This window comes from Mycobacterium alsense, assembly GCF_002086635.1.
Taxonomy (GTDB): domain Bacteria; phylum Actinomycetota; class Actinomycetes; order Mycobacteriales; family Mycobacteriaceae; genus Mycobacterium; species Mycobacterium alsense.
In genome coordinates this window covers 153,514-179,205 of the sequence record NZ_MVHD01000003.1, presented here as the reverse complement: position 1 = coordinate 179,205, position 25,692 = coordinate 153,514, and the positions used below count along the sequence as shown (strand labels likewise).

At 68.0% G+C, this 25,692-nt stretch carries 25 protein-coding genes and 1 pseudogene; 13 read left to right on the top strand and 13 right to left on the bottom strand.

Annotated features, from left to right (window positions below; all coding sequences use genetic code 11):
• Positions 1-18 precede the first annotated feature (18 nt).
• The 7 genes from BST11_RS03620 to BST11_RS03590 all read right to left on the bottom strand — a co-directional run bounded on the left by BST11_RS03620 (position 19) and on the right by BST11_RS03590 (position 6,605).
• Positions 19-534, bottom strand: coding sequence for a hypothetical protein (locus tag BST11_RS03620; RefSeq protein WP_083136627.1), 516 nt, complete (start codon positions 532-534; stop codon positions 19-21).
• 41 nt (positions 535-575) lie between these two features.
• On the bottom strand, positions 576-1,193 hold the full coding sequence (locus BST11_RS03615) for a TetR/AcrR family transcriptional regulator (RefSeq protein ID WP_083136626.1): 618 nt from the start codon (positions 1,191-1,193) through the stop codon (positions 576-578).
• A gap of 116 nt (positions 1,194-1,309) precedes the next feature.
• Positions 1,310-2,455: a thiolase family protein gene (locus BST11_RS03610; RefSeq protein ID WP_083136625.1), complete on the bottom strand. Its 1,146-nt coding sequence runs from the start codon at positions 2,453-2,455 to the stop codon at positions 1,310-1,312.
• A 2-nt stretch (positions 2,456-2,457) separates the two neighbouring features.
• Positions 2,458-3,288 carry an enoyl-CoA hydratase/isomerase family protein gene (locus tag BST11_RS03605; protein WP_083136624.1) on the bottom strand — a complete coding sequence of 277 codons (831 nt, stop codon included), beginning with the start codon at positions 3,286-3,288 and terminating at the stop codon, positions 2,458-2,460.
• Positions 3,285-4,046, bottom strand: coding sequence for an SDR family NAD(P)-dependent oxidoreductase (locus BST11_RS03600; RefSeq protein WP_083136623.1), 762 nt, complete (start codon positions 4,044-4,046; stop codon positions 3,285-3,287). The genes BST11_RS03605 and BST11_RS03600 overlap by 4 nt, the downstream gene beginning before the upstream one ends.
• Complete coding sequence (locus BST11_RS03595; RefSeq protein WP_083136622.1) at positions 4,046-5,212, bottom strand: acyl-CoA dehydrogenase family protein; 1,167 nt, start codon at positions 5,210-5,212, stop codon at positions 4,046-4,048. Before BST11_RS03595 ends, BST11_RS03600 begins: the two co-directional genes overlap by 1 nt.
• A 97-nt stretch (positions 5,213-5,309) precedes the next feature.
• Positions 5,310-6,605 (bottom strand): amidohydrolase family protein, encoded by a 1,296-nt coding sequence (locus tag BST11_RS03590; RefSeq protein ID WP_067327501.1) that lies wholly within the window; start codon positions 6,603-6,605, stop codon positions 5,310-5,312.
• A 93-nt stretch (positions 6,606-6,698) separates the two neighbouring features.
• Between BST11_RS03590 and BST11_RS26985 the strand changes: the two genes are divergently transcribed.
• The 9 genes from BST11_RS26985 (at position 6,699) to BST11_RS03550 (ending at position 13,087) form a co-directional block, all read left to right on the top strand.
• On the top strand, positions 6,699-6,953 hold the full coding sequence (locus tag BST11_RS26985) for a hypothetical protein (protein ID WP_131806181.1): 255 nt from the start codon (positions 6,699-6,701) through the stop codon (positions 6,951-6,953).
• A gap of 57 nt (positions 6,954-7,010) precedes the next feature.
• Positions 7,011-7,541, top strand: coding sequence for a carboxymuconolactone decarboxylase family protein (locus BST11_RS03585; protein ID WP_083136621.1), 531 nt, complete (start codon positions 7,011-7,013; stop codon positions 7,539-7,541).
• 4 nt (positions 7,542-7,545) lie between these two features.
• The gene (locus BST11_RS03580) at positions 7,546-8,823 is read left to right on the top strand and encodes an aromatic ring-hydroxylating oxygenase subunit alpha (protein ID WP_067327495.1); all 1,278 of its coding nucleotides are present in this window, start codon (positions 7,546-7,548) and stop codon (positions 8,821-8,823) included.
• Entirely contained in the window at positions 8,807-9,130 is a 324-nt protein-coding gene (locus tag BST11_RS03575; RefSeq protein ID WP_083136620.1) for a hypothetical protein, read from the top strand. The genes BST11_RS03580 and BST11_RS03575 overlap by 17 nt, the downstream gene beginning before the upstream one ends.
• Positions 9,131-9,132: 2 nt before the next feature.
• Positions 9,133-10,407, top strand: a complete 1,275-nt coding sequence (locus BST11_RS03570; protein ID WP_244897485.1) for a metal-dependent hydrolase family protein — start codon at positions 9,133-9,135, stop codon at positions 10,405-10,407.
• Positions 10,385-10,831: a nuclear transport factor 2 family protein gene (locus tag BST11_RS03565; RefSeq protein WP_067327483.1), complete on the top strand. Its 447-nt coding sequence runs from the start codon at positions 10,385-10,387 to the stop codon at positions 10,829-10,831. The genes BST11_RS03570 and BST11_RS03565 overlap by 23 nt, the downstream gene beginning before the upstream one ends.
• 11 nt (positions 10,832-10,842) lie before the next feature.
• Positions 10,843-11,940, top strand: coding sequence for an acyl-CoA dehydrogenase family protein (locus BST11_RS03560; protein ID WP_067327481.1), 1,098 nt, complete (start codon positions 10,843-10,845; stop codon positions 11,938-11,940).
• 3 nt (positions 11,941-11,943) lie between these two features.
• On the top strand, positions 11,944-12,753 hold the full coding sequence (locus BST11_RS03555; protein WP_083136618.1) for an acyl-CoA dehydrogenase family protein: 810 nt from the start codon (positions 11,944-11,946) through the stop codon (positions 12,751-12,753).
• 70 nt (positions 12,754-12,823) lie between these two features.
• The gene (locus BST11_RS03550) at positions 12,824-13,087 is read left to right on the top strand and encodes a DUF4190 domain-containing protein (RefSeq protein WP_083136617.1); all 264 of its coding nucleotides are present in this window, start codon (positions 12,824-12,826) and stop codon (positions 13,085-13,087) included.
• On the opposite strand, the gene BST11_RS03545 is transcribed toward BST11_RS03550, so the two are convergent.
• On the bottom strand, positions 13,084-14,259 hold the full coding sequence (locus tag BST11_RS03545) for an acyl-CoA dehydrogenase family protein (RefSeq protein WP_083136616.1): 1,176 nt from the start codon (positions 14,257-14,259) through the stop codon (positions 13,084-13,086). The two genes, BST11_RS03550 and BST11_RS03545, sit on opposite strands and share 4 nt — an antisense overlap.
• 219 nt (positions 14,260-14,478) lie before the next feature.
• On the opposite strand from BST11_RS03545, the gene BST11_RS03540 reads away from it, so the two are divergent.
• From BST11_RS03540 to BST11_RS03525, 4 genes are all read left to right on the top strand, one after another.
• Positions 14,479-15,129, top strand: coding sequence for a TetR/AcrR family transcriptional regulator (locus BST11_RS03540; protein ID WP_067327469.1), 651 nt, complete (start codon positions 14,479-14,481; stop codon positions 15,127-15,129).
• A 211-nt stretch (positions 15,130-15,340) separates the two neighbouring features.
• Positions 15,341-16,543, top strand: coding sequence for a cytochrome P450 (locus BST11_RS03535; protein ID WP_083136615.1), 1,203 nt, complete (start codon positions 15,341-15,343; stop codon positions 16,541-16,543).
• A gap of 41 nt (positions 16,544-16,584) precedes the next feature.
• Positions 16,585-17,433 carry a mycofactocin-coupled SDR family oxidoreductase gene (locus BST11_RS03530; RefSeq protein WP_083136614.1) on the top strand — a complete coding sequence of 283 codons (849 nt, stop codon included), beginning with the start codon at positions 16,585-16,587 and terminating at the stop codon, positions 17,431-17,433.
• Between the two features lie 19 nt (positions 17,434-17,452).
• A complete protein-coding gene (locus BST11_RS03525) occupies positions 17,453-18,289 on the top strand; it encodes an SDR family NAD(P)-dependent oxidoreductase (protein WP_142276186.1) in 837 nt (278 codons plus the stop codon).
• Positions 18,290-18,731: 442 nt separating this feature from the next.
• On the opposite strand, the pseudogene BST11_RS28350 reads toward BST11_RS03525, so the two are convergent.
• The 5 genes and pseudogenes from BST11_RS28350 to BST11_RS03500 all read right to left on the bottom strand — a co-directional run.
• Positions 18,732-19,307: pseudogene (locus BST11_RS28350) on the bottom strand (PPE family protein); the annotation flags it as partial.
• A gap of 349 nt (positions 19,308-19,656) precedes the next feature.
• Positions 19,657-22,101: a CaiB/BaiF CoA transferase family protein gene (locus BST11_RS03515; RefSeq protein ID WP_083136612.1), complete on the bottom strand. Its 2,445-nt coding sequence runs from the start codon at positions 22,099-22,101 to the stop codon at positions 19,657-19,659.
• Positions 22,098-23,219: a M24 family metallopeptidase gene (locus BST11_RS03510; RefSeq protein ID WP_083136611.1), complete on the bottom strand. Its 1,122-nt coding sequence runs from the start codon at positions 23,217-23,219 to the stop codon at positions 22,098-22,100. Before BST11_RS03510 ends, BST11_RS03515 begins: the two co-directional genes overlap by 4 nt.
• Positions 23,209-24,471, bottom strand: a complete 1,263-nt coding sequence (locus BST11_RS03505; RefSeq protein WP_083136610.1) for a M24 family metallopeptidase — start codon at positions 24,469-24,471, stop codon at positions 23,209-23,211. Before BST11_RS03505 ends, BST11_RS03510 begins: the two co-directional genes overlap by 11 nt.
• A gap of 10 nt (positions 24,472-24,481) precedes the next feature.
• Positions 24,482-25,543 carry an amidohydrolase family protein gene (locus BST11_RS03500; RefSeq protein ID WP_205781717.1) on the bottom strand — a complete coding sequence of 354 codons (1,062 nt, stop codon included), beginning with the start codon at positions 25,541-25,543 and terminating at the stop codon, positions 24,482-24,484.
• Positions 25,544-25,692: the final 149 nt, after the last annotated feature.

Below are 25,692 nucleotides of genomic sequence, written 5' to 3'. Positions count from 1 at the left end.
GGGCGCCCCGGGGCGCGGTCAGCCGGCCGGAACCAGGTCGGCGGCCACCGACGGGCATGCCAGCAGCCCGCTCCGGAAGGTTTCGATGTCACCGACCGTGCCGGGCGACACCCCGGTCCGAGCGGCGGCGAGGGCGCGGCCCTTGAAGGTGCTCGCGGCCATGCTCAGCCGATGCTGCACCGGCGCGAGGCTGTCGAGGTCGGCGGGCCAGGTGTCGCCCCACAGGGTGACCTCGGTGACGCCCTGGTCGAGCGCGCGCAAGACGCCGGTCCGCACGCGCGAGTCGCAGCCGAGCAGGTCCGCCGCGGCGGCCAGCGCCTGCGGGCGGGGGCGGGACCCCGCCGCCGCCAGGGCGTGGTCGAGGTCGAGCACCCGGGCGCCGAGGATCTGCAGCGGGCGGGAATCGGGTTCGTCCTCGTCGGTCAACAGCACCGTGACGTCCCATCCGGCCATCGCGCGGTCGAAGAGCCAGCCGCCGGCGAACCTCACCACGTCGACGACAGAGGCCGCGACGACGTCGAGCCGGTACCTCATGTCTGCTATGTCCGCGATGTCTGCGATGTCTGCGATGTCTGCTACGTCTGCGCCGCCGCGTTCCTGGGCGTCGCGAAGTCCCGGGCCAGTGCCTCCGCGTACTCCTTGAACACATCGCTGAGGGGTATCGAAGGGTCGAGCAGCCATATCGTTTCCATTCCGTGGACGAACGCGAGAATTTCCAGCGCCTTGACGTTGGGCTCGATGTCGGCGCGGTACCGACCGTCGGCCTGGCCGCGCCGGATGAGCTCGGCGACGATGTCGATCGCTTCCCGCTGCCGCGCCAGCATGCGATCGTGCAGCGGGGCGTCCGGGAGGACGTTTTCGACCAGCAGCACGGTGAAGGTGCCCACCATCTCGGGCGCCCGATCGAAGCGGTCGGCGACCCGGGCGATGTCCACGAGGAGGTCGCCGGCGCGATCGGCGTGCGAGTCGTCGTCCAGGTCGCGGGCGTCCAAGACCGCGTGCAGCAACTGCTCCTTGGATTCGAAGTGATGCAGGAGCCCGGCGGGGGTGACCCCGGCCTCGCCGGCGATCTGGGCGAGGGTGGTGTTCCGCCAGCCGTTGCGCGTGAGAAGGCGCTGCGCGACGTCGAGGATCCGCTGTTTGCGGTCCTCGCCCTTGGCGAGAAGCGTGTCGTATCGCCGCGCGACGGCCACCGGACTCCCTTCGCGACTCGTGGGCCGAACCAACCTAGTGAACACACAGTAGGTTGGTTTGCCCGCCGTGACAAGAGCCACTGCTGGTCTTCGGGATTGCCGCACTGCGGCGGACGTCAGGAGACGAGCTCGACCAAAGTGGCGTTGGCCGTGCCGCCGCCTTCGCACATGGTCTGCAGCCCGTAGCGGATGCCGTTGTCGCGCATGTGGTGCGCCATGCGGGTCATCAGCACCGCGCCGGAGGCGCCCAGCGGGTGGCCCAGCGCGATCGCGCCGCCCAGCGGGTTGACCGCACGCGGGTCGGCCCCCGTCTCGGCCAGCCAGGCCAGCGGGACCGGCGCGAACGCCTCGTTGACCTCGAAGACCCCCACGTCGGCGAGCGAGACGCCGGCCTTGGCCAGTACCTTCTCGGTCGCCGGGATGGGCCCGGTGAGCATCAGCACCGGATCCGCCCCGGTGACGGCGCCGGCCCGGTAGCGCACCAGCGGTGTCAAACCCAGCTCGACGGCCAGCTCCGATGTGGTCACCAGCAGCGCGGCGGCCCCGTCGGAGATCTGCGAGGAATTGCCCGCATGGATCATGCCGTCATCGACGAAGGCGGGCTTGAGCGCCGCCAGCTTTTCGGCGGTGGTGCCGCGGCGTATGCCCTCGTCGGCGACGACCGTGCCGTCGTCGGTGAACACCGCGACGATCTGGTCGGTGAAGGCTCCGGAGTCCTGGGCCGCGGCCGCCCGCTCGTGGGACTGGGCCGAGTATTCGTCGAGCTGGCCGCGGGAAAATCCCCACTTCTTGGCGATCATCTCCGCCGACAGCCCCTGGTTGAAGGAGAAATCGTCATAGCGCGCAAGGACTTTCGGCCCGTACGGCATGCCGGTGGCACGGGCCGAGCCCAACGGGACTCGGCTCATGACCTCGACGCCGCCGGCGACGACCACGTCCTGCTGACCCGACGCCACCGCCTGCACGGCGAAGTCGAGCGCCTGCTGGCTGGAGCCGCAGGCCCGGTTGACGGTGGTGCCGGGGATCGTTTCCGGCCAGCCGGCGGCCAGCACCGCGTAGCGGCCGATGTTGCTGGACTGGTCGCCGACCTGGGACACACAGCCCCAGATCACGTCGTCGACGATCTCCGGCCCGACGCCGGCGCGTTCCAGCAGTTCGTTGAGGACGACCGCGGACAGGTCGGCGGCGTGCATGCCGGACAGGCCCGCGTTTCGCTTTCCTACCGCCGTGCGTACCGCCTCGACGATCACTGTCTCCCGCATGCTCACTCCGATCGCTCCGGTCGTTGGGTGGGTCGCTGGGTATTGGGAACCGCCCACCGACCAGTAAACGACGGCTCCCGCCGCTCGGCGAAGGCGGCATAGGCGGCGGCGGCGTCCGCCGTCGCGAAATTGCCGACCTGGGCGCGGGCCTCGTTGGCCACCGCGTCGCGCATGCTGCGGTCGGGGCCTTCGTTCAGCAGGGCCTTGGTCTGGGCGAGTGCGATCGGCGGGCCGGCGGCCAGCCGGTCGGCGAGGTCGTCGACGAAGCCGTCGATCTCGGCGGCGGGGACCACCCAGGTCACCAGGCCCAGGGCGTGGGCTTCGGCGGCGTCGATCGTCTCGGCGAGCAGGGCGAGCCGCTTGGCCTGTTGCAGGCCAACGAGTTTCGGCAACAGCCAGGAACCGCCGAGGTCGATCGACAGGCCCCGCTTGGAAAATATCTGGCAGAACGTGGATTCCGGGGTCGCCACCACCAGGTCGCAGCCCAGGGCCAGGTTCCATCCGGCGCCGACGGCGACCCCGGTCACCTTGGCGACCGTCGGGACGGCGAGTTCGTGCAGCGCCAGCGCCACGTCGGTCAGCCGCTGTAGCTTGTGTTTCGGATGGGAATCGTCGGGCACCGATATGTCGGCGCCGGAGCAGAAGCTCCCGCCGGCGCCGGTGATCACCAGCGCACGCACGGCCCGGTCGCGCCCGGCGTCGCCGAGCGCGTCGCGCAGCGCGATCCACAGCGCCGGGTTGATCGCGTTCTTGCGGCCGGGGCGGTTGAGGGTCAGCGTCCGAACATGGTTGCGGTCGGCGGACAGCAGGACCTGCCCGTCGGTCGCGCTCACATCACCATGCCGCCGTCGACCGGCAGCACCTGCCCGGTGATGTACGACGCGGCATCGGAGGCCAGGAAGACGAACGCCCCCGCCACCTCGTCGGGTTCGGCCCAGCGCTTCAACGGGATTCGGGCCATCATGTTGGCGGCGAACTTTTCGTTGGTGCGTATGGTCTCGGTCATGCGCGTGGCCGCCAGCGGCGCCAGCGCGTTGACCAGGATGTTGTTGCGCGCCATCTCGCGCGCCAACGACTTGGTGAACCCGATGATGCTGGCCTTGGCGGCGGAATAGTTCACCTGACCCAGGGTCCCGGTGATCCCGGCGGACGACACGACGTTGATGATGCGGCCGGTGCCGTCGTGGGGCAGGAAGCCGAGCGCGGCCTGGGTGCAGTGGAATGCGCCCATGAGGTGGGTGTCGAGCACCCGCTGAAAGCTCTCGTCGGTGAGGTCGGCGAACATCGCCGGCGCGGTCACCCCGGCGTTGTTGACCAGGATGTGCAGCGTCCCTTCGGTCAGACCCGCGGCGCGCCCGGCCGCGGCGTCGGCCGCGTGGCGGTCGCGGACGTCGAGGGCGACACCGTCGGCCTTGGCGCCGGTGTCGCAAATGGCCTGTGCGACGGCCGAAGCCGCGTCACCGTCGATGTCGGTGACGAGTACCGCGGCGCCCGCGGCGGCCAGCGCGCGCGCGACCGCCTCCCCGATCCCGCTCCCGGCCCCGGTCACCAACGCCGACCGGCCCGTCAGGTCGAACAGCGGATTGGTCATCAATAGCTCCTCGGCAGTTTCAGGACGTTGGATCCCAGGAAATTCAGGATCATCTCCTGGCTGACCGGGGCGATCTTCATCAGCCGGGCCTCGCGGAAGTAGCGCGTGATGTGGTACTCCTCCGCGTAGCCCATGCCGCCGTGGGTCTGCAACGCCCGGTCCGCGGCGGTGAAGCCGGCGTCGGCGCACAGGTATTTGGCGGTATTCGCTTCGCGCCCACAGGGTTTGCCGTTGTCGTACAGCCACGTGGCCTTGCGCAGCATCAGCTCTGCGGCGTCGAGGCGGGCCAACGAGTCGGCCAGCGGGAACTGCAGACCCTGGTTCATGCCGATCGGCCGGCCGAAGACCTCGCGCTCATTGCCGTACTTGACCGCCTTGTCGAGCGCCACCCGCCCGATGCCGAGTGCCTCGGCCGCGATCAGCATCCGCTCGGGGTTCAGACCGTCCAGGATGTACTGAAACCCCTTGCCTTCCTCGCCGATTCGGTCCTCGACGGGCACCTCGAGGTTGTCGATGAACAGCTCGTTGGAGCTGACGGCGTTGCGGCCCATCTTGCGGATCGGGCGGATGTCGACGCGGCTGCGATCGAGGTCGGTGATGAACAGCGTCATCCCGTCGGTCTTCTTGGTGACTTCCTCGTAGCTCTGCGTGCGCGTCAGCAACAGGATCTTGTCGGACTCCATGGCCTTGGAGATCCACACCTTGCGGCCGTTGACGATGTAGCGGTCGCCGTCGCGTTTGGCGAACGTGGTGATGCGCGACGTGTCGAGGCCCGCGCCGGGCTCGGTCACCCCGAAGCAGACATGGACCTCCCCGGTCGCGACCTGCGGCAGGGTGCGCGCCTTGAGCTCGTCGGAACCGTGCACCACGACCGGTTGCATGCCGAAGATCGACAGGTGGATCGAGCTGGCCGCGTTCATCGCGCCGCCGGACTTGGCGACCTCCTCGAGCAGGATGGTGGCCTCGGTGATCCCGAGGCCGTGGCCGCCGTACTCGGTCGGGATCGTCATGCCCAGCCAGCCGCCGTCCGCGATGGCCTGGTAGAACTCGGTCGGAAACTCGTGCGCCTGGTCTTTTTCCATCCAGTACTGGTCGTCGAACTTGCGGGCCAACTCGGCGACCGACCGGCGGATCAGCTCCTGGTCTTCGGTCAGCTCGAAATTCATTCCACCCACAGCGGGCACCTTTCTTCTCAGCGCGCGAAGGGACACGAAAGCACCCGGCACGCCGACGAATTAGGTGCTTTTGCGTCTGCTCGCCGGGTCAGTCCGTGTTGCCCGTGAGCGCCTTCGCGTTGGCCGCGAACTCCGCGAAGGAGCCGCCTCGGCTGTCCTTTTCGTGGCCCTTCGCCTGTATGGACACGTCGTGCCCCTCGGCGGCCTTGCGCAGCGCACCGACGGTTGCCTGTTCGCGCGAAATGTGGGTGAAGGGGTCGAACGAGTACCACCGCATGGCGTTCTCGTAGGTCATCTTCTTGATCTCGTCGTCCGGCACGTTGTTCCGCGACAGGACGTCCCAAAGTTCCTCGGGCGCACCGGGCCACATGGAGTCGCTGTGCGGGTAGTCGGCTTCCCAGCAGATGTTGTCGATGCCGATCTCGTTGCGCAGCGCCACGCCGACCTTGTCGCTGATGAAGCAGGTCAGGAAGTGGTCGCGGAAAACCTCGCTGGGCAGCTTGCCCTTGAAGTCCTGGTGCGTCCAGGCGGAGTGCATCTCGTAGGTGCGGTCCGCGCGCTCCAAAAAGTAGGGGATCCAGCCCGTTCCGCCCTCGGAGAGCGCGATCTTGAGGTCCGGGTACTCCTTGATCGGCCGCGACCACAACAGGTCGGCGGCGGCCTGCACGATGTTCATCGGCTGCAGCGTGATCATCACATCCATCGGCGCGTCGGGCGCGGTGATGGCCAGCCGGCCCGAGGAACCGATGTGGACGTTCATGACGGTGTCGGTGTCCACCAAGGCTTTCCACAGCGGGTTCCAGTACTCGTCGTGGAAGCTCGGGTACCCCATCGCGGCCGGGTTCTCGGTGAAGGTCAGCGCGTGCACGCCTTTCTTGGACACCCGGCGCACCTCGGCGGCGCACGCCTCGGCATCCCAGATCACCGGGATCGCCATGGGAATGAACCGCGCGGGGTAGGCACCACACCACTCGTCGATGTGCCAGTCGTTGTAGGCCTGCACCAACGCGATCGAGAAGTCGTTGTCTTCGGTGGCGAACAGGCGGCCGGCGAAGCCGGGGAACGACGGGAAGCAGATCGAGGCCAGGATGCCGCCGGCGTTCATGTCCTTGACGCGCTCGTCGACGTTGTAGCAACCGGGCCGGATCTCGTCGAGCCCGGTCGGCTCGATGCCGTACTCCTCCTTGGGCCGGCCGGCGACCGCGTTGAGCGCCACGTTGGGGATCACGGTGTCGCGGAACTTCCACATGTCCGAGCCGTCCGGGTTGTGCACCAGGCGCGGCGCATCGTCGAGGTATTTCGACGGCAGGTGGTTCTTGAACATGTTCGGCGGCTCGACGGTGTGGTCGTCCACGCTGATCAGGATCATGTCTTCTTTGTTCATGGCCAATCCTCTCCTCGGATCCATCCCAGCCATTCGGGCGCGCCGCTCCCGCACAGCACCGGCGAACCGCCGCCCCGCGCCAAGATCACTAATGTGAAAACTATCTTCTCGCGCAGCGAGAATCAACATCCAGCGGTGCCGGCGGCGTACCGCCGCGGCCTGACCAGCGGCGACCAATGCGATCGGGCGCCGCTGGTCCGACGGGCCTACAAGCGGGGGCGCGCGCCTGGCAGCCGCCCCCGCGCCGCCGCGCAAACCCTGCGCCCGCGCGGCTCCGTCGTGCGGCTCGTCACCGGCGCCGCCATTGACCAGCCGACCGAATCGTGCAACTCTATTGGTTGGAAATGAGAATATGATTCTCCTTGACCGAGAGCTGGTCGAAAGTACGCCGAGAGGAGATTGCGGATGCGGTTGCCGCCGCTGCCGGCTGATCAGTGGGACGAGTCCACCCGGCAGGCACTCTCGGCAATGCGCGGCGCGGAGACCAACAACGCGCTGAGCACCCTCGCCCACCACCCGGCGCTGGCCAAGGCGTTCCTTCGGTTCAACGTTCACCTGTTGACCTCGTCCACGTTGCCGGCGCGCATCCGTGAGCTGGCCATCCTGCGCGTCGCGCATCTCCGCGACTGCGCCTACGAGTGGGCTCACCACGTGGCGCTGGCCAAGAGGGAGGGGATCAGCGACGACGAGATCGCCGCGGTGCGGAGTGGTGCCGGCGCGGGCGCCGGCCACTTCGACGAGTTCGAACAGGCGGTGCTCGCCGGAGTCGACGAACTCGACGAAAAATCGCGGTTGTCCGACGAGACCTGGGCGGCGCTCGGGCGGCGGCTGGACGACCGGCAGCGAATGGACTTCGTCTTCACGGTCGGCTGCTACACCCTGCTGGCCATGGCCTTCAACACTTTTGGCGTACAGCTCGAGCACGAGAAAGGTTAGGACCGTGCCCCACTTCCCCAAGCCGACCGCCGGTAGCTGGACAGAGAACTATCCCGAACTGGGCACCGCGCCAGTCGATTACACCGACTCGATCGACCCGGCATTCTTCGAGGCCGAACGCGATGCGGTCTTCAAGAAGACCTGGCTCAACGTCGGCCGCGTGGAGCGCCTCCCGCGCACCGGCAGCTACTTCACCAGGGAGCTGCCGTCGGCCGGCAAGGGCACGTCGGTGATCATCGTCAAGACCAAGGACGGGACCGTCAAGGCGTACCACAACGTGTGCCGCCACCGCGGCAACAAGCTGGTATGGAACGACTTTCCCAACGAGGAAACCTCGGGAACCTGCCGGCAGTTCACCTGCAAATATCACGCCTGGCGCTACAGCCTCGACGGCGAACTGACCTTCATCCAGCAGGAGGGCGAGTTCTTCGACGTCGACAAGAGCAACTACGGCTTGGCGCCGGTGCGCTGCGAGGTGTGGGAAGGCTTCATCTTCATCAACTTCGACAACAACGCGGCACCGCTCGTCGACTATCTCGGCCCGCTGGCCAAGAGCATCGAGGGCTACCCCTTCGGCGAGATGACCGAGACCTACTCCTACCGGGCCGAGGTCGGTAGCAACTGGAAGCTGTTCATCGACGCGTTCGCCGAGTTCTACCACGCGCCGATCCTGCATCAGGGGCAGTACACCAAGGAGGAGGCCGCCAAGATCCAGAAGTACGGCTACGAGGCGTTGCACTACGAGTTGGCCGGCCCGCACAATCTGCAGTCGACCTGGGGTGGCCAGGCGCCGCCGGCGGACCTGTCCATGGTCAAGCCGCTGGACCGGGTGCTGCGCAGCGGCTTGTTCGGTCCGTGGGACAAGCCGGAGATCATCGAGAAGCTGGAGCTGCCGCCGGGTGTCAACGTCAAGAAAGTGCCGCAGTGGGGCATCGACTCATGGCTCTTCTACCCGAACTTCATGCTGCTGATCTGGGAGCCGGGCTGGTTCCTCACCTACCACTACTGGCCGACCGCGGTCGACAGGCACATCTTCGAGTGCACGCTGTATTTCGTTCCCCCGCGCAACGCGCGGGAACGCCTGGCCCAGGAGCTGGCCGCGGTGACGTTCAAGGAGTACGCGCTGCAAGACGCCAACACGCTGGAAGCGACGCAGACCATGATCGGGACCCGGGCCGTCAAGGAATTTCTGCTGTGCGACCAGGAAGTGCTGATCCGTCATCTGCACAAGACGACCGCGGACTACGTGAGGGAGTATCAAAACAATGGCGCTGCCGTCTGAATTCGCCGAGTTGGAGCCATTTCTCGAGTGGGATCTGGCCACCGAGCCCGAGCGCTATGCCAAGCGGTTGGCTTCCTCGATGCCCGAAATGCAGGCGTTCTACGACGCCGCGTTCCCCCGGCTCGATGACGCCATCGAATACTGCAATAAGTTTCCTCTGGACGATTTGCCCGAGGACGCAAAGACTCTCATGCACATGATGCAGTCGCTGGTCATGGTGTCGTTCCCGATCGAGGCCTGGAAGCAGCCGCGCGTGCCCGACAGCGGCGCGGCGTGGGTGGAGCTGATCCGGGAGCCGGTGATCTAGCGGTGCCCGGCGCCCCTCGCGCAACCGACTCCGCACCGTTGACGCTCAAGGCCGCCGGGCTGCTCGACGTCGACGCCGGCGAGATTGTGCGGCCCGGGGTCCTGCGGGTCGACGGCGACCGGATCGTCGGTGTCGGGGGCTCGACCCCAGAGGCCCCGGAAAGTCGCGAGGATCGAATCATCGATCTGGGCGATCAGATCCTGCTGCCGGGCCTGATGGACATGGAGGTCAACCTCCTGATGGGCGGGCGGGGGGAGAAGCCCGGGCTGTCCCAGGTTCAGGACGACCCGCCGACGCGGATGCTGCGGGCGGTCGGCAACGCCCGCCGCACGCTGCGCGCGGGGTTCACCACGGTGCGCAATCTCGGCCTGTTCGTCAAGACCGGCGGCTACCTGCTGGATGTGGCGCTGGGCAAGGCCATAGACGCGGGCTGGATCGACGGGCCCCGGATCGTGCCCGCCGGGCACGCCATCACCCCCACCGGGGGGCACCTGGACCCGACGATGTTCGCCGCGTTCGCCCCGCACGTCTTGGACCTGACGGTCGAGGAGGGCATCGCCAACGGCGTCGACGAGATCCGCAGGGCGGTGCGTTACCAGATCAAGCACGGCGCCCAGCTGATCAAGGTCTGCTGCTCGGGCGGGGTGATGTCCCTGACGGGCCCCCCGGGCACGCAGCACTATTCGGATGAGGAACTGCGCGCGATCGTCGACGAGGCGCACCGCCGGGGGCTGCGGGTGGCCGCGCACACGCACGGCGCCGATGCGGTCAAGCACGCCGTCGCGGCCGGTATCGACTGCATCGAACACGGATTCCTCGTCGACGACGAGGCGATCGCCAGCATGGTCGAGCACCGCACCTTCCTGGTGTCCACCCGGCGCCTGGCGGAGGGGATGGACGTCTCGCACGCGCCACCCGAACTGCAGGCCAAGGCCGCCGAGATGTTCCCGAAGTCGCGCACGTCGATACTGGCCGCCTACGAGGCCGGCGTGAAGATCGCCGTCGGCACCGACGCGCCCGCGATCCCCCACGGCCGCAACGCCGACGAGCTGGTGACCCTCGTCGAATGGGGCCTGCCGCCGCTGGCGGTGCTGCGCGCGGCGACGGTGACCGCCGCCGAGCTGATCAACGCCAACGACCGGGGCCGGCTCGCGCAGGGTCAGCTCGCCGATATCATCGCGGTGCCGGGAAACCCGTTGGAAGACATCACCGTTACCCAGAACGTCAGCTTTGTGATGAAAGGCGGCAAGGTCTATGTCGACGCCCGATCAGTCTAAGAGCCGCCCCAGCAGGACCGACGACCTCGTCGAAATCCAGCAGCTGCTCGCCCGCTATGCGGTGACCATCACCCAGGGCGACATCGACGGCTTGATCGGCGTCTTCACGCCCGACGGAACCTACAGCGCGTTCGGCGACACGTACCGGTTGGACCGCTTCCCCGAGCTGGTGGCCGCGGCGCCAAAGGGCTTGTTTCTCACCGGAACTGCACTCGTGGACATCGACGGCGACGCGGCCAGTGGAACCCAACCGCTGTGCTTCATCGAGCACGCCACCCACGACATGCGGATCGGCTACTACCGCGACACCTACAGCCGCACCGCCGATGGGTGGCGGCTGAAGACCCGCGCCATGACGTTCATCCGCCGCAGCGGCGCACACGATTCCGGGCGCCCGCACGCCGTGGGTCGCCCGCAGCCCTGAAAAGCCGAGCCGTGAATGTCGAGGAGTTCCGGACGGGCCTGCGCGCCTGGCTCGATCGACACGACCTGACCCCGGGACCCGATCACTCGCTGCAGGGCCACATGCGGCAGTTCGCCCGCGTCAGCCGCGCGCTCTACGACGCCGACTGGATGCGCTACGGCTGGCCCGTCGAGGTCGGCGGGCTGGGCGGGCCCGCGGTGCTTCGCGCGATCGTCGGCGAAGAGGTCGTCGGTCGTCGGCTCGCCGAGCCCGGGCCCTATTCGATGCTCGAGGTGCTCGCGCCGACGATGATCGACTACGCCCCACCGGAACTCGCCGCGGAGATGGTGCCCCGGCTGCTCAGCGGGGCCGAACAGTGGTGCCAGGGCTTTTCGGAACCGGGGTCGGGTAGCGACCTGGCCTCGCTGACCACCCGGGCGGTCCAGGACGGGGACAACTGGATCGTCAACGGGCAGAAGGTCTGGACCAGCTTCGCGCAATTCTCCACACGCTGCGTGCTGCTCACCCGCACCGCGCCGGGCCATGAGGGGATCACCGCCTTCTTCGTCGACCTGGACACGCCGGGCATCACCATCCGGCCGTTGCGCACGATGCACGGTGTTGACGAGTTCTGCGAGGTCTACTACGACGATGTGGTCATCCCGGCCGGCCGGATGCTGGGCAGACCGGGCGACGGCTGGCGCCTCGCGATGGACCTGTTGCCCTATGAGCGCTCGACCTGCTTCTGGCAGCGGATCGCCTACCTCTACGCACGGTTCGATCAACTCATCGCCGAGGCCGGCAAAGTCGGCGGAGCCAGCGAATCGGACCTCGGCGCGGCGTATCTAGCGCTGCACACGCTGCGCTGCCGATCCCGCGACACCCAGCACCGGCTGCGCGACGGCGCCCGGCTGGGACCCGACACCTCCATCGACAAGGTCCTGCTGGCGACCGCCGAGCAGCGGCTCTACGACACCGTCCGCGACCTGCTGCCCGGGACGCTGGAACTCGACGACACATCGTGGCGCCCGGAATATCTGTACTCGCGCGCGGCGACCATCTATGGCGGCACCGCCGAGATCCAGCGCAACATCATCGCCCGCCGGCTTCTCGACCTCGGGAAGGAGTGAGCGATGGACCCCGAGCTGCAGCTGCTCGCCGACTCGATACGCACGACGATGACGGAGTCTTTGCCGGCCTCCGGCGGCAAGCTCGACGCCGCGCTGACCGATCTCGGCTGGCGCGACATGCTCGATGAAATACCCGATACCGCAATCCCTTTGGTGTTCCGGCTGCTCGGCGAAACGGGAGCGCACGCCGGGGTGCTCAACGATGTGGTGCTACGCGCGAGCGGAGACGCGCCGGGCGGCGCCCCGCCGCTGCCCTTCGCGGGCGGTTCCTGGGTGGTGTGGGAGCGCGGCGACGCCTGTGAGTCGGCGATCGACGAGGCGCTGCCGATACACCGGGTGCCACAAGGCAATCCGCTGCCGCCGGAGGCACTGCACGCCGGCCGGCGGGCGGCGGGCTGGTGGCTGGTCGGGACCGGCCGTGCGATGCTGGCGCTGGCGCGCCGGCACGCCCTGGACCGCGTTCAATTCGGTCGCCACATCAGTTCGTTTCAGGCGATCCGCCACCGGCTGGCCGAGACGCTGGTTGCGATCGAGGGCGCCGAGTCGACCCTGAACACCGCCACCGCGCAACCCGGCGACGGGCTGGCCGCCCTGCTGGCCAAGGCCGCGGCCGGCCAGGCGGCGCTCACCGCCGCGCGACACTGCCAGCAGGTGCTCGGCGGCATCGGGTTCACCGCCGAGCACCCGCTGCATCATCACGTCAAGCGGTCACTGATCCTGGACGGCTTGCTGGGCAGTGCGCGGGAACTGACCCATGAAGCCGGAGTCACGCTGCGCGCCAAGGGATTTGCACCGAGGATTGCTCAGCTGTAATGCGTCGCCGCGCGTTCGGGCCCCGGCGCCTGCTAGTAGACTCGGGTGGGCACCACAAGGACGGGACCCGATGAGTCACCCTCACACGCCCCGAAACGAGGTCGGTGTCGCCTCGCTGCTCGTGGGCATGGTCGCGCTCCTCACCTGCTGGCTGCTGATCGGGGTGCCGTTCGGCATAGCGGCGGTGATCACCGGCGATGTCGCGCGTCGGCGGGTACAGCGCGGCGAAGCGAACAATCCGCGAACCGCGCTGGCGGGCATGGTATTAGGGGCGGCGTCGATCGCGGTGGGACTCGTCGCGATCGGCTACTACGCCTGGTCCGACGCCCGCTAGTTGCGCGGCAGGCCGAGCACGCGTTCGGCGATGATGTTGCGCTGGATTTCGGAGGTACCGCCGGCGATGGTCGCCGCGAAGCTGCGCGCGTACCGATCGAACCAGCCGCGGTAGTGGCTGTCCAGGTCCAGCGCCGCGAACGGCGCGGTCACCGCGTGGTACGCGAGACCCTCGACGCCGGCCGCGTTCAGCGCGTCCTCCGAGGCGCGTTGCAGGGCCTCCGAACCCAGCAGCTTGAGCACCGACTGGGCGGGCACGTCCTCTTCCCCGCGGGCGGCGCGCGCCAGGGCAGCCGACCCCAGCAGCCGCAGCGCGTAGGAATCCATCACCAGCGTCGCGTAGCGATCCAGCTCGACCGGTCCCGATGGGCTGAAAGCGATGGTCAACTCGTGCAACAAGTCGACGTACCCTATCCACAGCATGACCCGCTCGTGGCCGAGGGAGCCGGTCGCCACCCGCCATCCCTCGTTGAGCTCGCCGACCAGGTTCTCGGCCGGCACCCGCGCGTCGGTGAAGAACACCTCGTTGAAGTCGAAGTCGTCGCCGTCGCACATCGACGCGAACGGACGGCACACCACGCCGGGGGTGTCCGTCGGGATCATCAGCGCGCTGATGCCCTGGTGCTTCGGCTTGCCGGGGTCGGTGCGCACGAACGCCAGCAGCACATCCGCGTCGTGGGCGCCCGACGTCCACACCTTTTGCCCGTTGACCACGAAGTGGTCGCCGTCTCGCACCGCCCGCGTCTTCAGTGACGCCAGGTCCGAGCCGGCGCCGGGCTCGCTCATCCCGAGCGACGCGGTGATGTCGGCCCGCAGAATCGGCACCGCCCAGCGCCGCTTCTGCTCGCGGGTGCCGTACGCCAACAACGACGCCGCGATGATCCCCACGCCCTGCGGATTGAAGCTTCGGTAGATGCGCCGCCGCCCCAATTCCTCCAAGTACACGTACTGCTGCAACAGCGTGGCGTTGCGGCCACCGAATTCCGGCGGGTGGCCCGGCAGCAGCCATCCGCTGTCGAACAGCAGCCGCTGCCAGCGCCGCGCCCACTCGGGGACGTGCGAACTCGACCGCGGTCGCTCGATCGCCTCGGCGTCGGAGGGCAGGTGCGCGTCCAGAAACGCCACCAGCTCGGCTCGGAACGCCTCGACGTCGGCGTCAAAGGTCAGCTGCACAGCTCTCCCTGCAGGGTGTTTCCGGATTCTCCGGGACGACGGATTCTGCTCTTGCAGAATTACGCTTCCATACACACGTGTAAGAGAATAGTATTCTCGTCGTGCGAAAGTTACAATCTCCGACACGGCGTCCATAGGGGGTCGAGCGCACCGATGGCACGGCGTTCTCCGGTAGAGTCCAACCATGTTCTCCCCACGCGGCAACCGCCCGAGCCGCCCGTGAGCAGCCCGAGTGAAGAGCCGGCCTGGAAACAACGCGCCGTCGAGAGATCCATCAAAACCGCGAAATTGCGGGCGGCACAGCGCGTTCAGCGCTTCCTCGACGCGGCCCAGGCGATCATCATCGAGAAGGGCAGCACCGACTTCACCGTCCAGGAGGTCGTGGACCGGTCGCGGCAGTCGTTGCGCAGCTTCTACCTGCAGTTCGACGGCAAGCACGAGTTGCTGCTCGCGCTGTTCGAGGACGCGTTGAGCCGGTCGGCCGACCAGATTCGCGCCGCCACCGAAAGCCACAGCGACCCGCTGGAGCGGCTCAAGGTCGCCGTCGAGTTGCTCTACGAGTCTTCGCGCCCCGACCCCACGGCCAAACGGCCGCTGTTCACCGACTTTGCCCCGCGATTGCTGGTCACGCATCCGGCCGAGGTCAAGGTGGCCCACGCGCCGCTGCTGGCGTTGCTCACCGAGCTGATGGAGGCCGCGGGCGCTTCGGGAAAGCTGCGCACCGAGATCAATCCGAAGCGGGTGGCGGCGATGACGATGCAGACGGTCATGTTCATCGCTCAGTCCAGCGGCGGCCCCGACGACGCGACGGTTCACCCGATCACCGCCGACGAGGTGTGGGACTTCTGCTCACGCGGATTCGTCCGCTGAACCGCCGCCGCCCGGCCCGCTTCACCCGCCTGAGCTGAGCAAATAGCGCACGGCGGTTGCCTTGCGAGAATGCTGTTCTCTAATATCTAGAACCAGAACTAGCCGAAACGGATTCGTCGTTGACACCCGTCGGTGGCCGATGACAAAGTTCACAAGCACGATCCGCGATCTCGTTGCGAGCGCGGTTCCGGCGAGAGGCGATTGATTACCGGTGACATTGAGCGCGGCCAGCGAAATCTACTTCGATCCGTACGACGTGAGGCTCAACGCCGACCCGTATCCGATGTTTCTGCGGCTGCGCGAAGAGTCGCCGCTGTACTACAACGAGCAACACGACTTCTACGCGCTGAGCCGGTTCGACGACGTCAACCGCGCCCTGGTCGACTACCAGACGTTCAGTTCGGCGCGGGGCGCGATACTCGAGCTGATCAAGGCGAACATCGACATCCCACCGGGCGTGCTGCTGTTCGAGGATCCGCCGATCCACGACGTGCACCGAAAGTTGCTGTCGCGGATGTTCACCCCGCGCAAGATCAACGACCTCGAACCGAAGATCCGCGAATTCTGTGCGCGCAGTTTGGATCCGCTGATCGGCGCGGGCCGGTTCGACTTCGTCGCGGATCTCGGGGCGCAGATGCCGATGCGGGTCATCGGCATGCTGCTGGGCGTTCCCGAGGAGTTCCAGGAGGCCGCGCGCGACCGCGCCAACGCCAACCTGCGCACCGAGGCCGGCAAGCCGATGGATGCCACCGCCGATCACATGATGGATGGCGAGTTCTTCGGTCAATTCATCGACTGGCGTGCCGAACACCCCTCCGACGACATCATGACCGAACTGCTGCACGCGGAGTTCGAGGACGAGACCGGGACGGTCCGCCGGCTCCGCCGCGAGGAACTGCTCACCTACATCAGCGTCGTGTCCGGTGCCGGAAACGAGACCACCACCCGGCTGATCGGCTGGGCCGGAAAGGTTTTGGCCGAGCACCCCGACCAGCGACGTGAGTTGGTCGCGGATCCGTCGTTGATACCGGCGGCCATCGAGGAGCTGTTGCGCTTCGAACCGCCCGCGCCGCACGTCGCCAGGTACGTCACCCGGGACGTCGAGTATTACGGCCAGCCGGTACCCGCGGGCAGCGTCATGATCATGCTGATCGGCGCGGCCAACCGCGATCACCGCCAATTCCCGCCGGACGGAGACGTTTTCGACACCCGGCGCGAGGCCCACCAGCACCTGACCTTCAGCGTCGGCACCCACTACTGCCTCGGGTCGGCGCTGGCCCGCCTCGAGGGTCGCATCGCCCTCGAAGAGATCCTGAAGCGCTTCCCCGAGTGGGACGTCGACCTCGCCGAGGCCAAGCTCTCCCCGACGTCCACCGTGCGGGGATGGGAGACAATGCCGGCCGTTCTCCGCTGAGGCGTGCCGACTATCAACCAGTTACGAGAATTGAGGTAGCCATGACTGGACGTGTTGAGGGCAAGGTCGCTTTCATCACCGGGGCGGCGCGCGGTCAGGGCCGCAGCCACGCGGTGCGGTTGGCGCAGGAGGGCGCCGACATCATCGCCGTCGACATCTGCAAGCCCATCCGTGAAGGCCTCGCGGACACGGCAATTCCGGCGTCGACGCCCGAGGATCTGGCGGAGACTGCCGACCTCGTCAAGGGCCAAAACCGCAGAATCTTCACGGCCGAGGTCGACGTGCGCGACTTCGCCGCGCTGAAGGCGGCCGTGGACAACGGTGTCGAGCAGCTGGGCCGGCTGGACATCATCGTGGCGAACGCCGGCATCGGCAACGGGGGTGAAACGCTGGACAAGACCAGCGAAGAAGACTGGACGGAGATGATCGACGTCAACCTGTCGGGGGTGTGGAAATCCGTGAAGGCGGGGGTGCCGCACATCGTGGCGGGCGGGCGTGGCGGGTCGATCATCCTGACCAGCTCGGTGGGCGGGCTCAAGGCTTACCCGCACACCGGTCACTACGTCGCCGCCAAACACGGTGTCGTCGGGCTGATGCGCGCCTTCGGAGTTGAGTTGGGCCAGCACATGATTCGCGTCAACTCGGTGCATCCCACCCACGTGAGCACCCCGATGCTGCACAACGAGGGAACGTTCAAGATGTTCCGGCCCGACCTGGAAAACCCCGGCCCGGACGACATGGCCCCGATCTGCCAGATGTTCCACACGCTGCCGATCCCGTGGGTCGATCCGATCGACATCAGCAATGCGGTGCTGTTCTTCGCCTCCGACGAGTCCCGCTACGTCACCGGAGTGACCCTCCCGATCGATGCGGGGAGCTGCCTTAAGTAGCATCCGGTCGGTGACTGGTATTGCCGAATTTGCGGGCCGCGCGGCGGTCGTGACCGGCGGGGCGAGCGGCATCGGCCTGGCCACCGCCACCGAGTTCGCCCGCCGCGGCGCAAGGCTCGTGCTCGCCGACGTCGACCAGCCCACGCTCGAACAAGCCGTGGCCCGGTTGCGTGACGAGGGCTTCGAGGCGCACGGCGTGATGTGCGACGTGCGGCATCTCGAGGAGATGATGCACCTCGCCGACGAGGCCTTTCGCCTGCTCGGCCAGGTCGACATCGTCTTCAGCAACGCCGGCATCGTGGTCGCCGGCCCGATCGCGGAAATGACGCACGACGACTGGCGCTGGGTCATCGACATCGACCTGTGGGGTTCGATCCACGCGGTCGAGGCCTTCGTGCCAAGGCTGCTCGAGCAGGGCACGGGCGGCCACTTCGCGTTCACCGCGTCGTTCGCCGGGCTGGTCCCCAATACCGGGCTGGGGGCGTACGGCGTCGCCAAATACGGCGTTGTCGGCCTGGCGGAGACGCTGGCCCGCGAGCTCAAAGACAGCGGCGTTGGCGTATCGGTGCTGTGCCCGATGGTCGTGGAGACGAAACTGGTCTCCAACTCGGAGCGCATCCGCGGAGCAGATTACGGCCTGGCCTCCACACCCGACGTCACGGGGAGCCTCGGGCCGCTGCCGGCGCAGGACGACACGGTGGGCGCCGACGACGTCGCCCGGCTCACGGCCGACGCGATCCTGGCCAACCGGTTGTACGTCCTGCCGCACGAGGCGGCCCGGCGGTCAATCCGGCGAAGGTTCGAACGGATTGACGCCACGTTCGACGACCAGGCCGCCGAGGGGTGGCGGCACTAGCTCGCCGCGACGATCCCGGTGATATTTACGAACCGGACACGTCAGTGAGCGCCACAATCCCTTGGGATCCTTGGGCCACCGCTCTCTCGACCGCCTGACCGAAGGCCGCACCTGCGCCAACGACCGCGTGCTCGAGGGCGGCACCGGCGGCGGAGGCGCTCTGCGCGACGGTCGTCGCGGAGGCACCGAGCGCGGTCGCCACCTCGTAGACCGTCCCGGCCGCGGCGGCACCGACCGGGGTGGCAACAATCGCGCGAACTGCGGGCGCAACGGCCGTCGCCATCTCACCGGCCACCGCCGTGGCCGACCTCTCGACCGATGCAACGCCCGTGGATACGGCGGTCGCGAACGCGGTGATCGGGCCCCCGGGCTGCGGGCCCACGGGCCCCGGACTACCGCCGCTTATCCGCCCGGCGATGAGGGCCGCAATCAGCCCATACTCAATCGCCGTGGCCGCCGGCCTGGGACCAGCCGCGGCTGCCGCCTGGCCCGACAGGTTCTGCAGCGCCTGCTGCCACGGCGTCAGTTGCGCGGCCGCCGCCGAGCCCAAGCCGTGATAGCCCACCATGGCCGCCACATCCGTGGCCCACATCCGCTCGTATTCGGCCTCTTTCTCCGCGATCGCCGGGGCGTTGAACCCGAACAGGTTCGAGACCACCAACGAAACCATCTCAGTTCGATTGGCCGCCACGGCAAGTGGATGTACCACCGCCGCACGCGCGGTCTCATACGCGGAGACGACCGCCTTGACCTGGGTAGCCGCCCCGCTGGCCTGGGTCGCCGCGAGACCCAGCCACTGCGCGTACGGGGCGGCCGCAGCTGCCATCGCCACCGACGCGGGGCCCTGCCACGCCTGGCCGGCCAACTCCGAGGTCACCGACGCGAACGAACTCGCCGCCGAACCCAGCTCAGCGGCCAGACCGTCCCAGGCCGCCGCGGCGGCGAGCAGCGGTCCCGGGCCGGCGCCGGAATACAGCTGCGCCGAATTGATCTCCGGCGATGACGTCAAGAAACTCATCATGCCCGTCCTTTCCCGGTTGGATTTCCCGGACCGACTGCCACCATTTCCCTTCCGGCGGCTCTCGCACGCGACACACCCCTGCCGCCAAGGACTCTCGGCGGCAGGACGACAATTCACACATCGTGACGCCAAAAAAACCTTATGAGACACGTGCCGAATTGTCAGTATTCTCGCGACCGTTTTTTACGTATTCGCGACTTTGAAAGAACGGCGCAATGGCCCGTTTTACCGGTAATTCCCGCCAATTCGATACCGAGGGTTATCGCAATAGCGGACAAGTCATGGAAAATGGCGCGAAACCGGCCGCGGCAAAAACTCGGCGCAGGTCAATCCTCGGCGGCCAGGATCACGACGGCCGCGCGGGGGCGCTGCCGATGATCCCGGCGGCCTCCAGGTCCGCGATCTCGGCGGGGCTCAGGCCGAGCCCGGCCAGCACCTCGTGGTTGTGCTGCCCGAGCGTGGGGGCGGGGCTGCGGTGGAACGGCCCCGGGGCGCCGGAAAACCTCATGGGTACGGTGCTGAGCTTTGCCCGGCCACTCAACGGCTGGTCGACCTCCTCGAAAAGGTTCCGGTGAGCGAGCTGATCCAGCTCCGTTTGGCGGTGGGGCTGCATCACCTTGCCCACCGGCACGCCCGCGCTCCAGAGGGTGGCCACGATGTCGTCGCCGCTGCGGTGCTGACACCACGCGGCCAGCCGTTCGTCGATCAAGTCCTGCTGCGCGCGCCGCCCCGCCTCGGTCGACAGCGTGGGATCCGTTGCCCACGACGGCGATCCCAGCGCGTCGCGCAGGCATTCCCACTGGTCGTCGGTTTCCACCGCGATCGCCACCCAGCTGTCGAGCCGGCCGAATTCGTCGATGTCCGCGGTGCGGTAGAGGTTCTGCGGCGCCGCCGTCGGGCCCCGGTTGCCGGCGCGCCGCAGCACGGCGCCGTAGGCTGTGTACTCGATGATCTGCTCGGCCGAGATGCTCAGCGCCGCATCGACCATCGCCGCCTCGACCAGCACCCCCTGACCGGTGCGCCGGCGATGCTCCAGCGCCAGCAACAACGCGTTGAGCGCATGCACGCCGGCATTGGGGTCACCGATCGAATACGGCTCGTAGGGTGGGCGGTCGGGATAGCCGGTCAACCAGCTCAGGCCCGAGGCCGACTCGATCGCATACGCGAACGCGGGGTTGTCGCGCCACGGGCCATCAAGGCCGAACCCGGGCATCCGCAGCAGCACCGCATCGGGCCGCACCGCTTGAACCGCAGCGAAATCCAGGCCGATCTGGTCCAGCACCCGGGGAGTGAAGTTCTCCACAATCACGTCACACGACGCGATGAGCCGCAGCAGCAGCTCCCGGCCCCGCGGGTTCTGCAGGTCCAGCGCCAGGCCCTTCTTGTTGGTGTTCAGCGCCGCGAAGATCGGCGACTTGTCCCACCACCGTTCTTCGCCGGCCGGGATGCCGGCGATGAGCCGGGTGCCGTCCGGTCGGCGGGCCGACTCCACGTGGATGACCTCGGCGCCGAGCATGGCCAGAAAGTGCGTGCAGGACGGCCCGGCCCAGAACGTGGTGATGTCCAACACCCGAAGGCCGGTGAACGGCAGACGCTTCGGCGTCTCGGAGACCACCGCGGCCGGGCGCGCCGAGGTCGGCGCGTCGCGGTGCAGTGCGGTGTGTTCGCCCAGGCGCGGCGCCGGTCCCGGCGGACGCAGCCCCGCGGGCCGCATGCGGTAGGGGTGGTTGGGCTGGGAAAAGTCGCCGCGCGGATTGCGCACGAACGACCCGCGTTCGGCGAAATGATCCAGGGCGTCGATGTTGGCGCCGTTGGCGACCGGCGCGTTGGGGATGCGGAATGCCGTTGCGAGATCCCGGATCTCGTCGACGAGGTTGGCCTCGACCCAGGCGTAGATGTCCTCGGCGTGGACGTTGGCCTGCTCGGTGATCGTCAGTGGCGATTCCTCGTCGATCCACTCCGGGTGGCCGACCATCGCGCACAGGTCGAACCACTGCTGCGCGGTGCCGCAGCCGAGGTCGACCAGGCCGTCCTTCGCCTGCGCCACCCCGGGCACCGTGAGCCGCCGCGCGTCCCGCCAGGGGCGGCCGAGCATCTCGAAGTAGGTCACCGGGAAGTAAGTCAGGCAAAGGATTTGGGTTTCCAGCATCGACAGGTCTATGAGCTCCCCCGGGCCCGCCGCGTCGCCGCGACCAAACCACGACGCCATGGTTGCGGCGCTCGCGTAGGCGCCGGCCATGTATTCGCCGACGCGCCCGCCGACGTAGACCGGCGCTCGCTCGGGCGATCCGCGTCCCAGCCCCACGATGCCGCCCGACCACGCCTGCAGCGTGAATTCGGTTGCGGCCCGGTCCCGCCAGGGACCGTCCAGCCCGAACGGTGTGATCGAGGCGACGGTCAGGTGCGGGTGCGCGCGGTGGATCGCCGCGGGGGTGAAGCGCTCCCGTTCGGCGATTCTCGAGCCCCTGGTCCAGACCACCGCGTCGGCCGCTTCCAGCAACCGGTTGACCATCTCGAGGTCCGCGCCGACGCCGGGGTCGGCGACCACGCTGTGCTTGGAGCCGGACAGGTAACCGAACAGGGCCCCGTCGGCGCCGGCGGGAATGGCGGCACCCGACGACGACCAACGCCGCAGCGGATCACCCTCCGGCGGTTCGACTTTGACGACCTCGGCGCCGCCGTCGGCGAGGAGTTTCGTGCAGTAGGCGCCCGCAATTCCGGTGGACAGGTCGACCACCGTGTAGCCGGCCAAGGGTTCTGCTGGCCGTTCGGGGCGGGATCGGCCACTCATTCCTGCCATGACGGGCTCGAGGTCAGCACTTCGGGGCCGTCGGCATTGATCAACACCGCCTCCCGGCCGAAGACCGCACCGACACCCCGCTCCCAGACGTAGCCCGTCACCGCCAGGACCATCCCCGGCTCCAGCCGTTCGGCGGACGCGCTATGGGGCAGGTGCTGGGAGACGACGGGCGGGTCGAAGCCCATGCCCAGGCCACGGGCGACCGGCATCGGTGGCGCGGGCTCCCCCGCCGCTGCGTAGGCGGCCAGCAGCCCGTCGGCCGCGGCGCCGGGCTGGCAGGCCGCTAATAGCCTGGCCCACAAGCCATCCCAGCGCCGGTAGAGGGCGGCGCCGCCGGTGCTTCCCACGGGCCAGGTCCGCCCGACCTCGCCGACGTAGCCGCCCGCCAGGACCCCGGCCGAGAAGGCGACCAGGTCGCCCTCGTCGATGCGGCGGCCGCGGCCACCGGGGCTGACCCGCCACGGGTGTTCACGCGACGTCACCCAGGCGACATCCTGATTCGACGGGGTACTCACCCCGCCGGCCGCCATCGCTTCCAGCAGCACCCCGGCCAGCAGCTGTTCGCTCACCCCCGGTCGCAGCTCGGAGACCGCGGCGGCCAGACCGGACTCGGCCACCGCGATCGCCTCGCGCAGGGAGGCCACCTCGTCGGCCGTCTTGATCCGCCGGGCGGCGCGCATGGCGAGCTCCCCGTCGACCAGCGCGGCGTTCGGGAATGCCGTCGGCAGCAACTGGGCGAACGCCGGTGACAGCGCGTCGGTACCGACACGGCGTGCGGTGGCCGCGCCGTCGATGCGCTGGAGCGCAGAGATGGTGTTCACCGGATTCCACGAGATGCCGTACAGGTTCTCGTGTGGGATGTCCTCCGGCACGCCCTCATCCCAGGTGCTGAGCAGATGGATCGCGCCGGTCTCCCGCACGAGCACGCACGTCGGGCCGAACGGGCGGGTGCCGGCGACCCACAACTGCGGCGCGCCGGTGACGTACCTAACGTTGGCCTGCCGGCCCAGGACCAGGACGTCGAGCTCGTGCGCCGCCATCTGCTCCAGTGCCCGCCGGCGGCGCCCCGAGCGCAGCGCGCGCTCGTCGGGGCGAACTTCAACGGACATAGGCGCCCTGGGATCCATAGGGGTCGTACGGATAATCGGTCAATTTGATCCAACCGTCGTCGGTGATCACCAACACCTCTTCGCTGCGGTACCCGCCGGTGCCGTCCTCCCATACCACCGGCTCGAGAACCAGCACCATCCCCGCTTGCAGGACGAAATTCTCATCGAACTCCTGGCCGAGATCCGTTCCGATCATGGGCATTTCGGCGGCGTTGACGCCGATGCCGTGGCCGAGGTAGAAGTGCGGCAGCCACGGCTTGGTGCCGCCGTTGGCCTTGATCGCGGCCCGGCCCAGGTCGGCCGCGGTCGCACCGGCCTTGGCGACGCCCAGCACGGCGGTCATGATCTCGAACCATTTGTCGAACTGCGCCTGCTGGCGCGGCGACGGATCCCGGCCGACGATCCAGGTGCGCCCGAAGTCCGAACAGTAGCCCCGGTAGGTGATGCTGACGTCGGTCCACAGCACGTCACCTTCGGCGAGTTCGCGTTCGGTGCTCAACAGCGGCAGCGCCAGGTCGCCATGGGTGGTCCACACGCCTTCGGCCTTGCTCGGGGGCATCACCTGCCAGATCGGCTCCAGCATGCTGGCCGTGGCGCCCAACTCGAACGCCCGCCGCAAAAAGCTTGCCGACAGGTCGATCTGGCGAATGCCGGGAGCGAGCGCCTTGTGGACGTCGACCATCGCCTCGTCGGTGATCCGGATCGCGGTGCGCATGCAGGACAGCTCGTCGGGCGTTTTGATCCCCTTGGCGGCCGCGACGACGGCGCTGGCATCGGCGGGAACGCCGCCGGGGAACAGCAGCTTGTGGGCACGCGACATGGCACCGGTGCATTCGTCGACCGCCACCTTCGCCCCGGCCGGGATCAGGTCAGCCAGCACGCGGGCGAAATTCTGCACGCCCTCGTCGAATTCGAGGTAGACGGGTCCGTGCAGGTGATCGGCCGGCAGGTCCGACTCGAGCGAGGCGCCTTCCCGAAACGGCAGGAACAGGTGCGGCGAATCGTCGCCGGCGAGCACCACCGCGACGGGCCGCTCGACGTAGGACAGCCCGGCATCGCCGAGCGGCCAACTGGTGCCCGTGGCGTATACCACCGCGTTGTTGCCGAGCAGGATCATCGCGTCGACGCCGCGTTCGGCCATCGCCGAGCGCAACCGCGCCCCGGTCTCGCGGCGCATGCGCGCCAGGTCGGGGGTTTCGGGAATCACCAGGCCTCCAACGGAACTGGTGCTCGCCTGCGCGAACGTCGTCATCGGCCCGCCACTACAGGCCGAGGAACTTGGTCACGTTGCCGCTGACCACCCGTGCCGCGTCCGCCGGCCCGAGCGCCTCGACGACGGACGCCAGCGACTTCTCCGAGTAGCCGTAGGTGCTCTCGTTGTGCGGATAGTCGCTGGACCACATGACCTTGTCCACCCCGATCTTGTCGATCAGCCGCAGCCCCAGGGGATCGACCATGAACGAGGCGCTCATGTGGGTGTCCCAGTAGTAGCGCACGTCGTGCTCCAGCGGCCGGTTGAACATGTGCTGATACGACGCGACCAGGTGCTCGGCGTCCTGCAGCGCCCACGGCACCCACGAGATCCCGCCCTCGAACCAGCCGAGCCGCAGCGCGGGGTGCCGGTCGAGGATGCCGCCGAAGATGTACTTGGCGAACGTTTCCCGGAAGCCGTCGATGTTGATCATCATCCCGACGACGACGCTGTTGAACTCGGTCGGGCTTTTCGGCGGCGTTTCCCCGATGTGGTGGGTGACGGGCAGTCCGGCGGCCTCGATCTCGTCCCAGACCGCGTCCATCGACGTGCTCGCGTAGTCGATCGGGTTACCCTCATCGTCCTTGCCCGGGTTCAACGGCATCAGGAATGTCTTGAGCCCCAAAGATTTCAGCTCGTCCAGCGTGCGCCGCGCGCCCTGTGGGTCCCACCAGTTGATCAGCCCGGCGCCGTAGAAGTGGCCGTCGGAGCGTTCCTGGAGCTCCGCGATGTACTCGTTGTAGATGCGGAATGCGAGTTCGCGCAGCTTCTTGTCGGGGTAGTGGAACAGCGCCAGCACCGCGTTGGGGAACGCCAGTTCCTTTTCCACGCCGTCCTCGTGCAGCTCCTGAATTCGGGCCTCGATGTTGGTGCTTGCCGCGCCGGGCAGATCGTCGTACTGCATCAGCACCGCGCTGAAGTCACCCGGCAGGAACGACTGCCCCTTCCGCCCGACCTGATACGCGCCATCCTCGTACCAGATCCGTGGCGCCTTCTCCTTGAGCTCGTCCGGAAAGCGTTCGTAGAAGATGTCCGCGGCCAGCGAGATGTGATTGTCGGCCGAGAAGACCACCGTGCCCTCCGGCAGCCCCACGTCGCTGCCGCTGGCATGCCCGCGCCGATCCTTCGGTGCGCCAAAGCCTCCCGGCGGATATAGCGAAACGGTGCTTGTCTGAGTCGTCATCATTGACCCTCCAATCGGGATCGGCTTCTTCGAGAGTA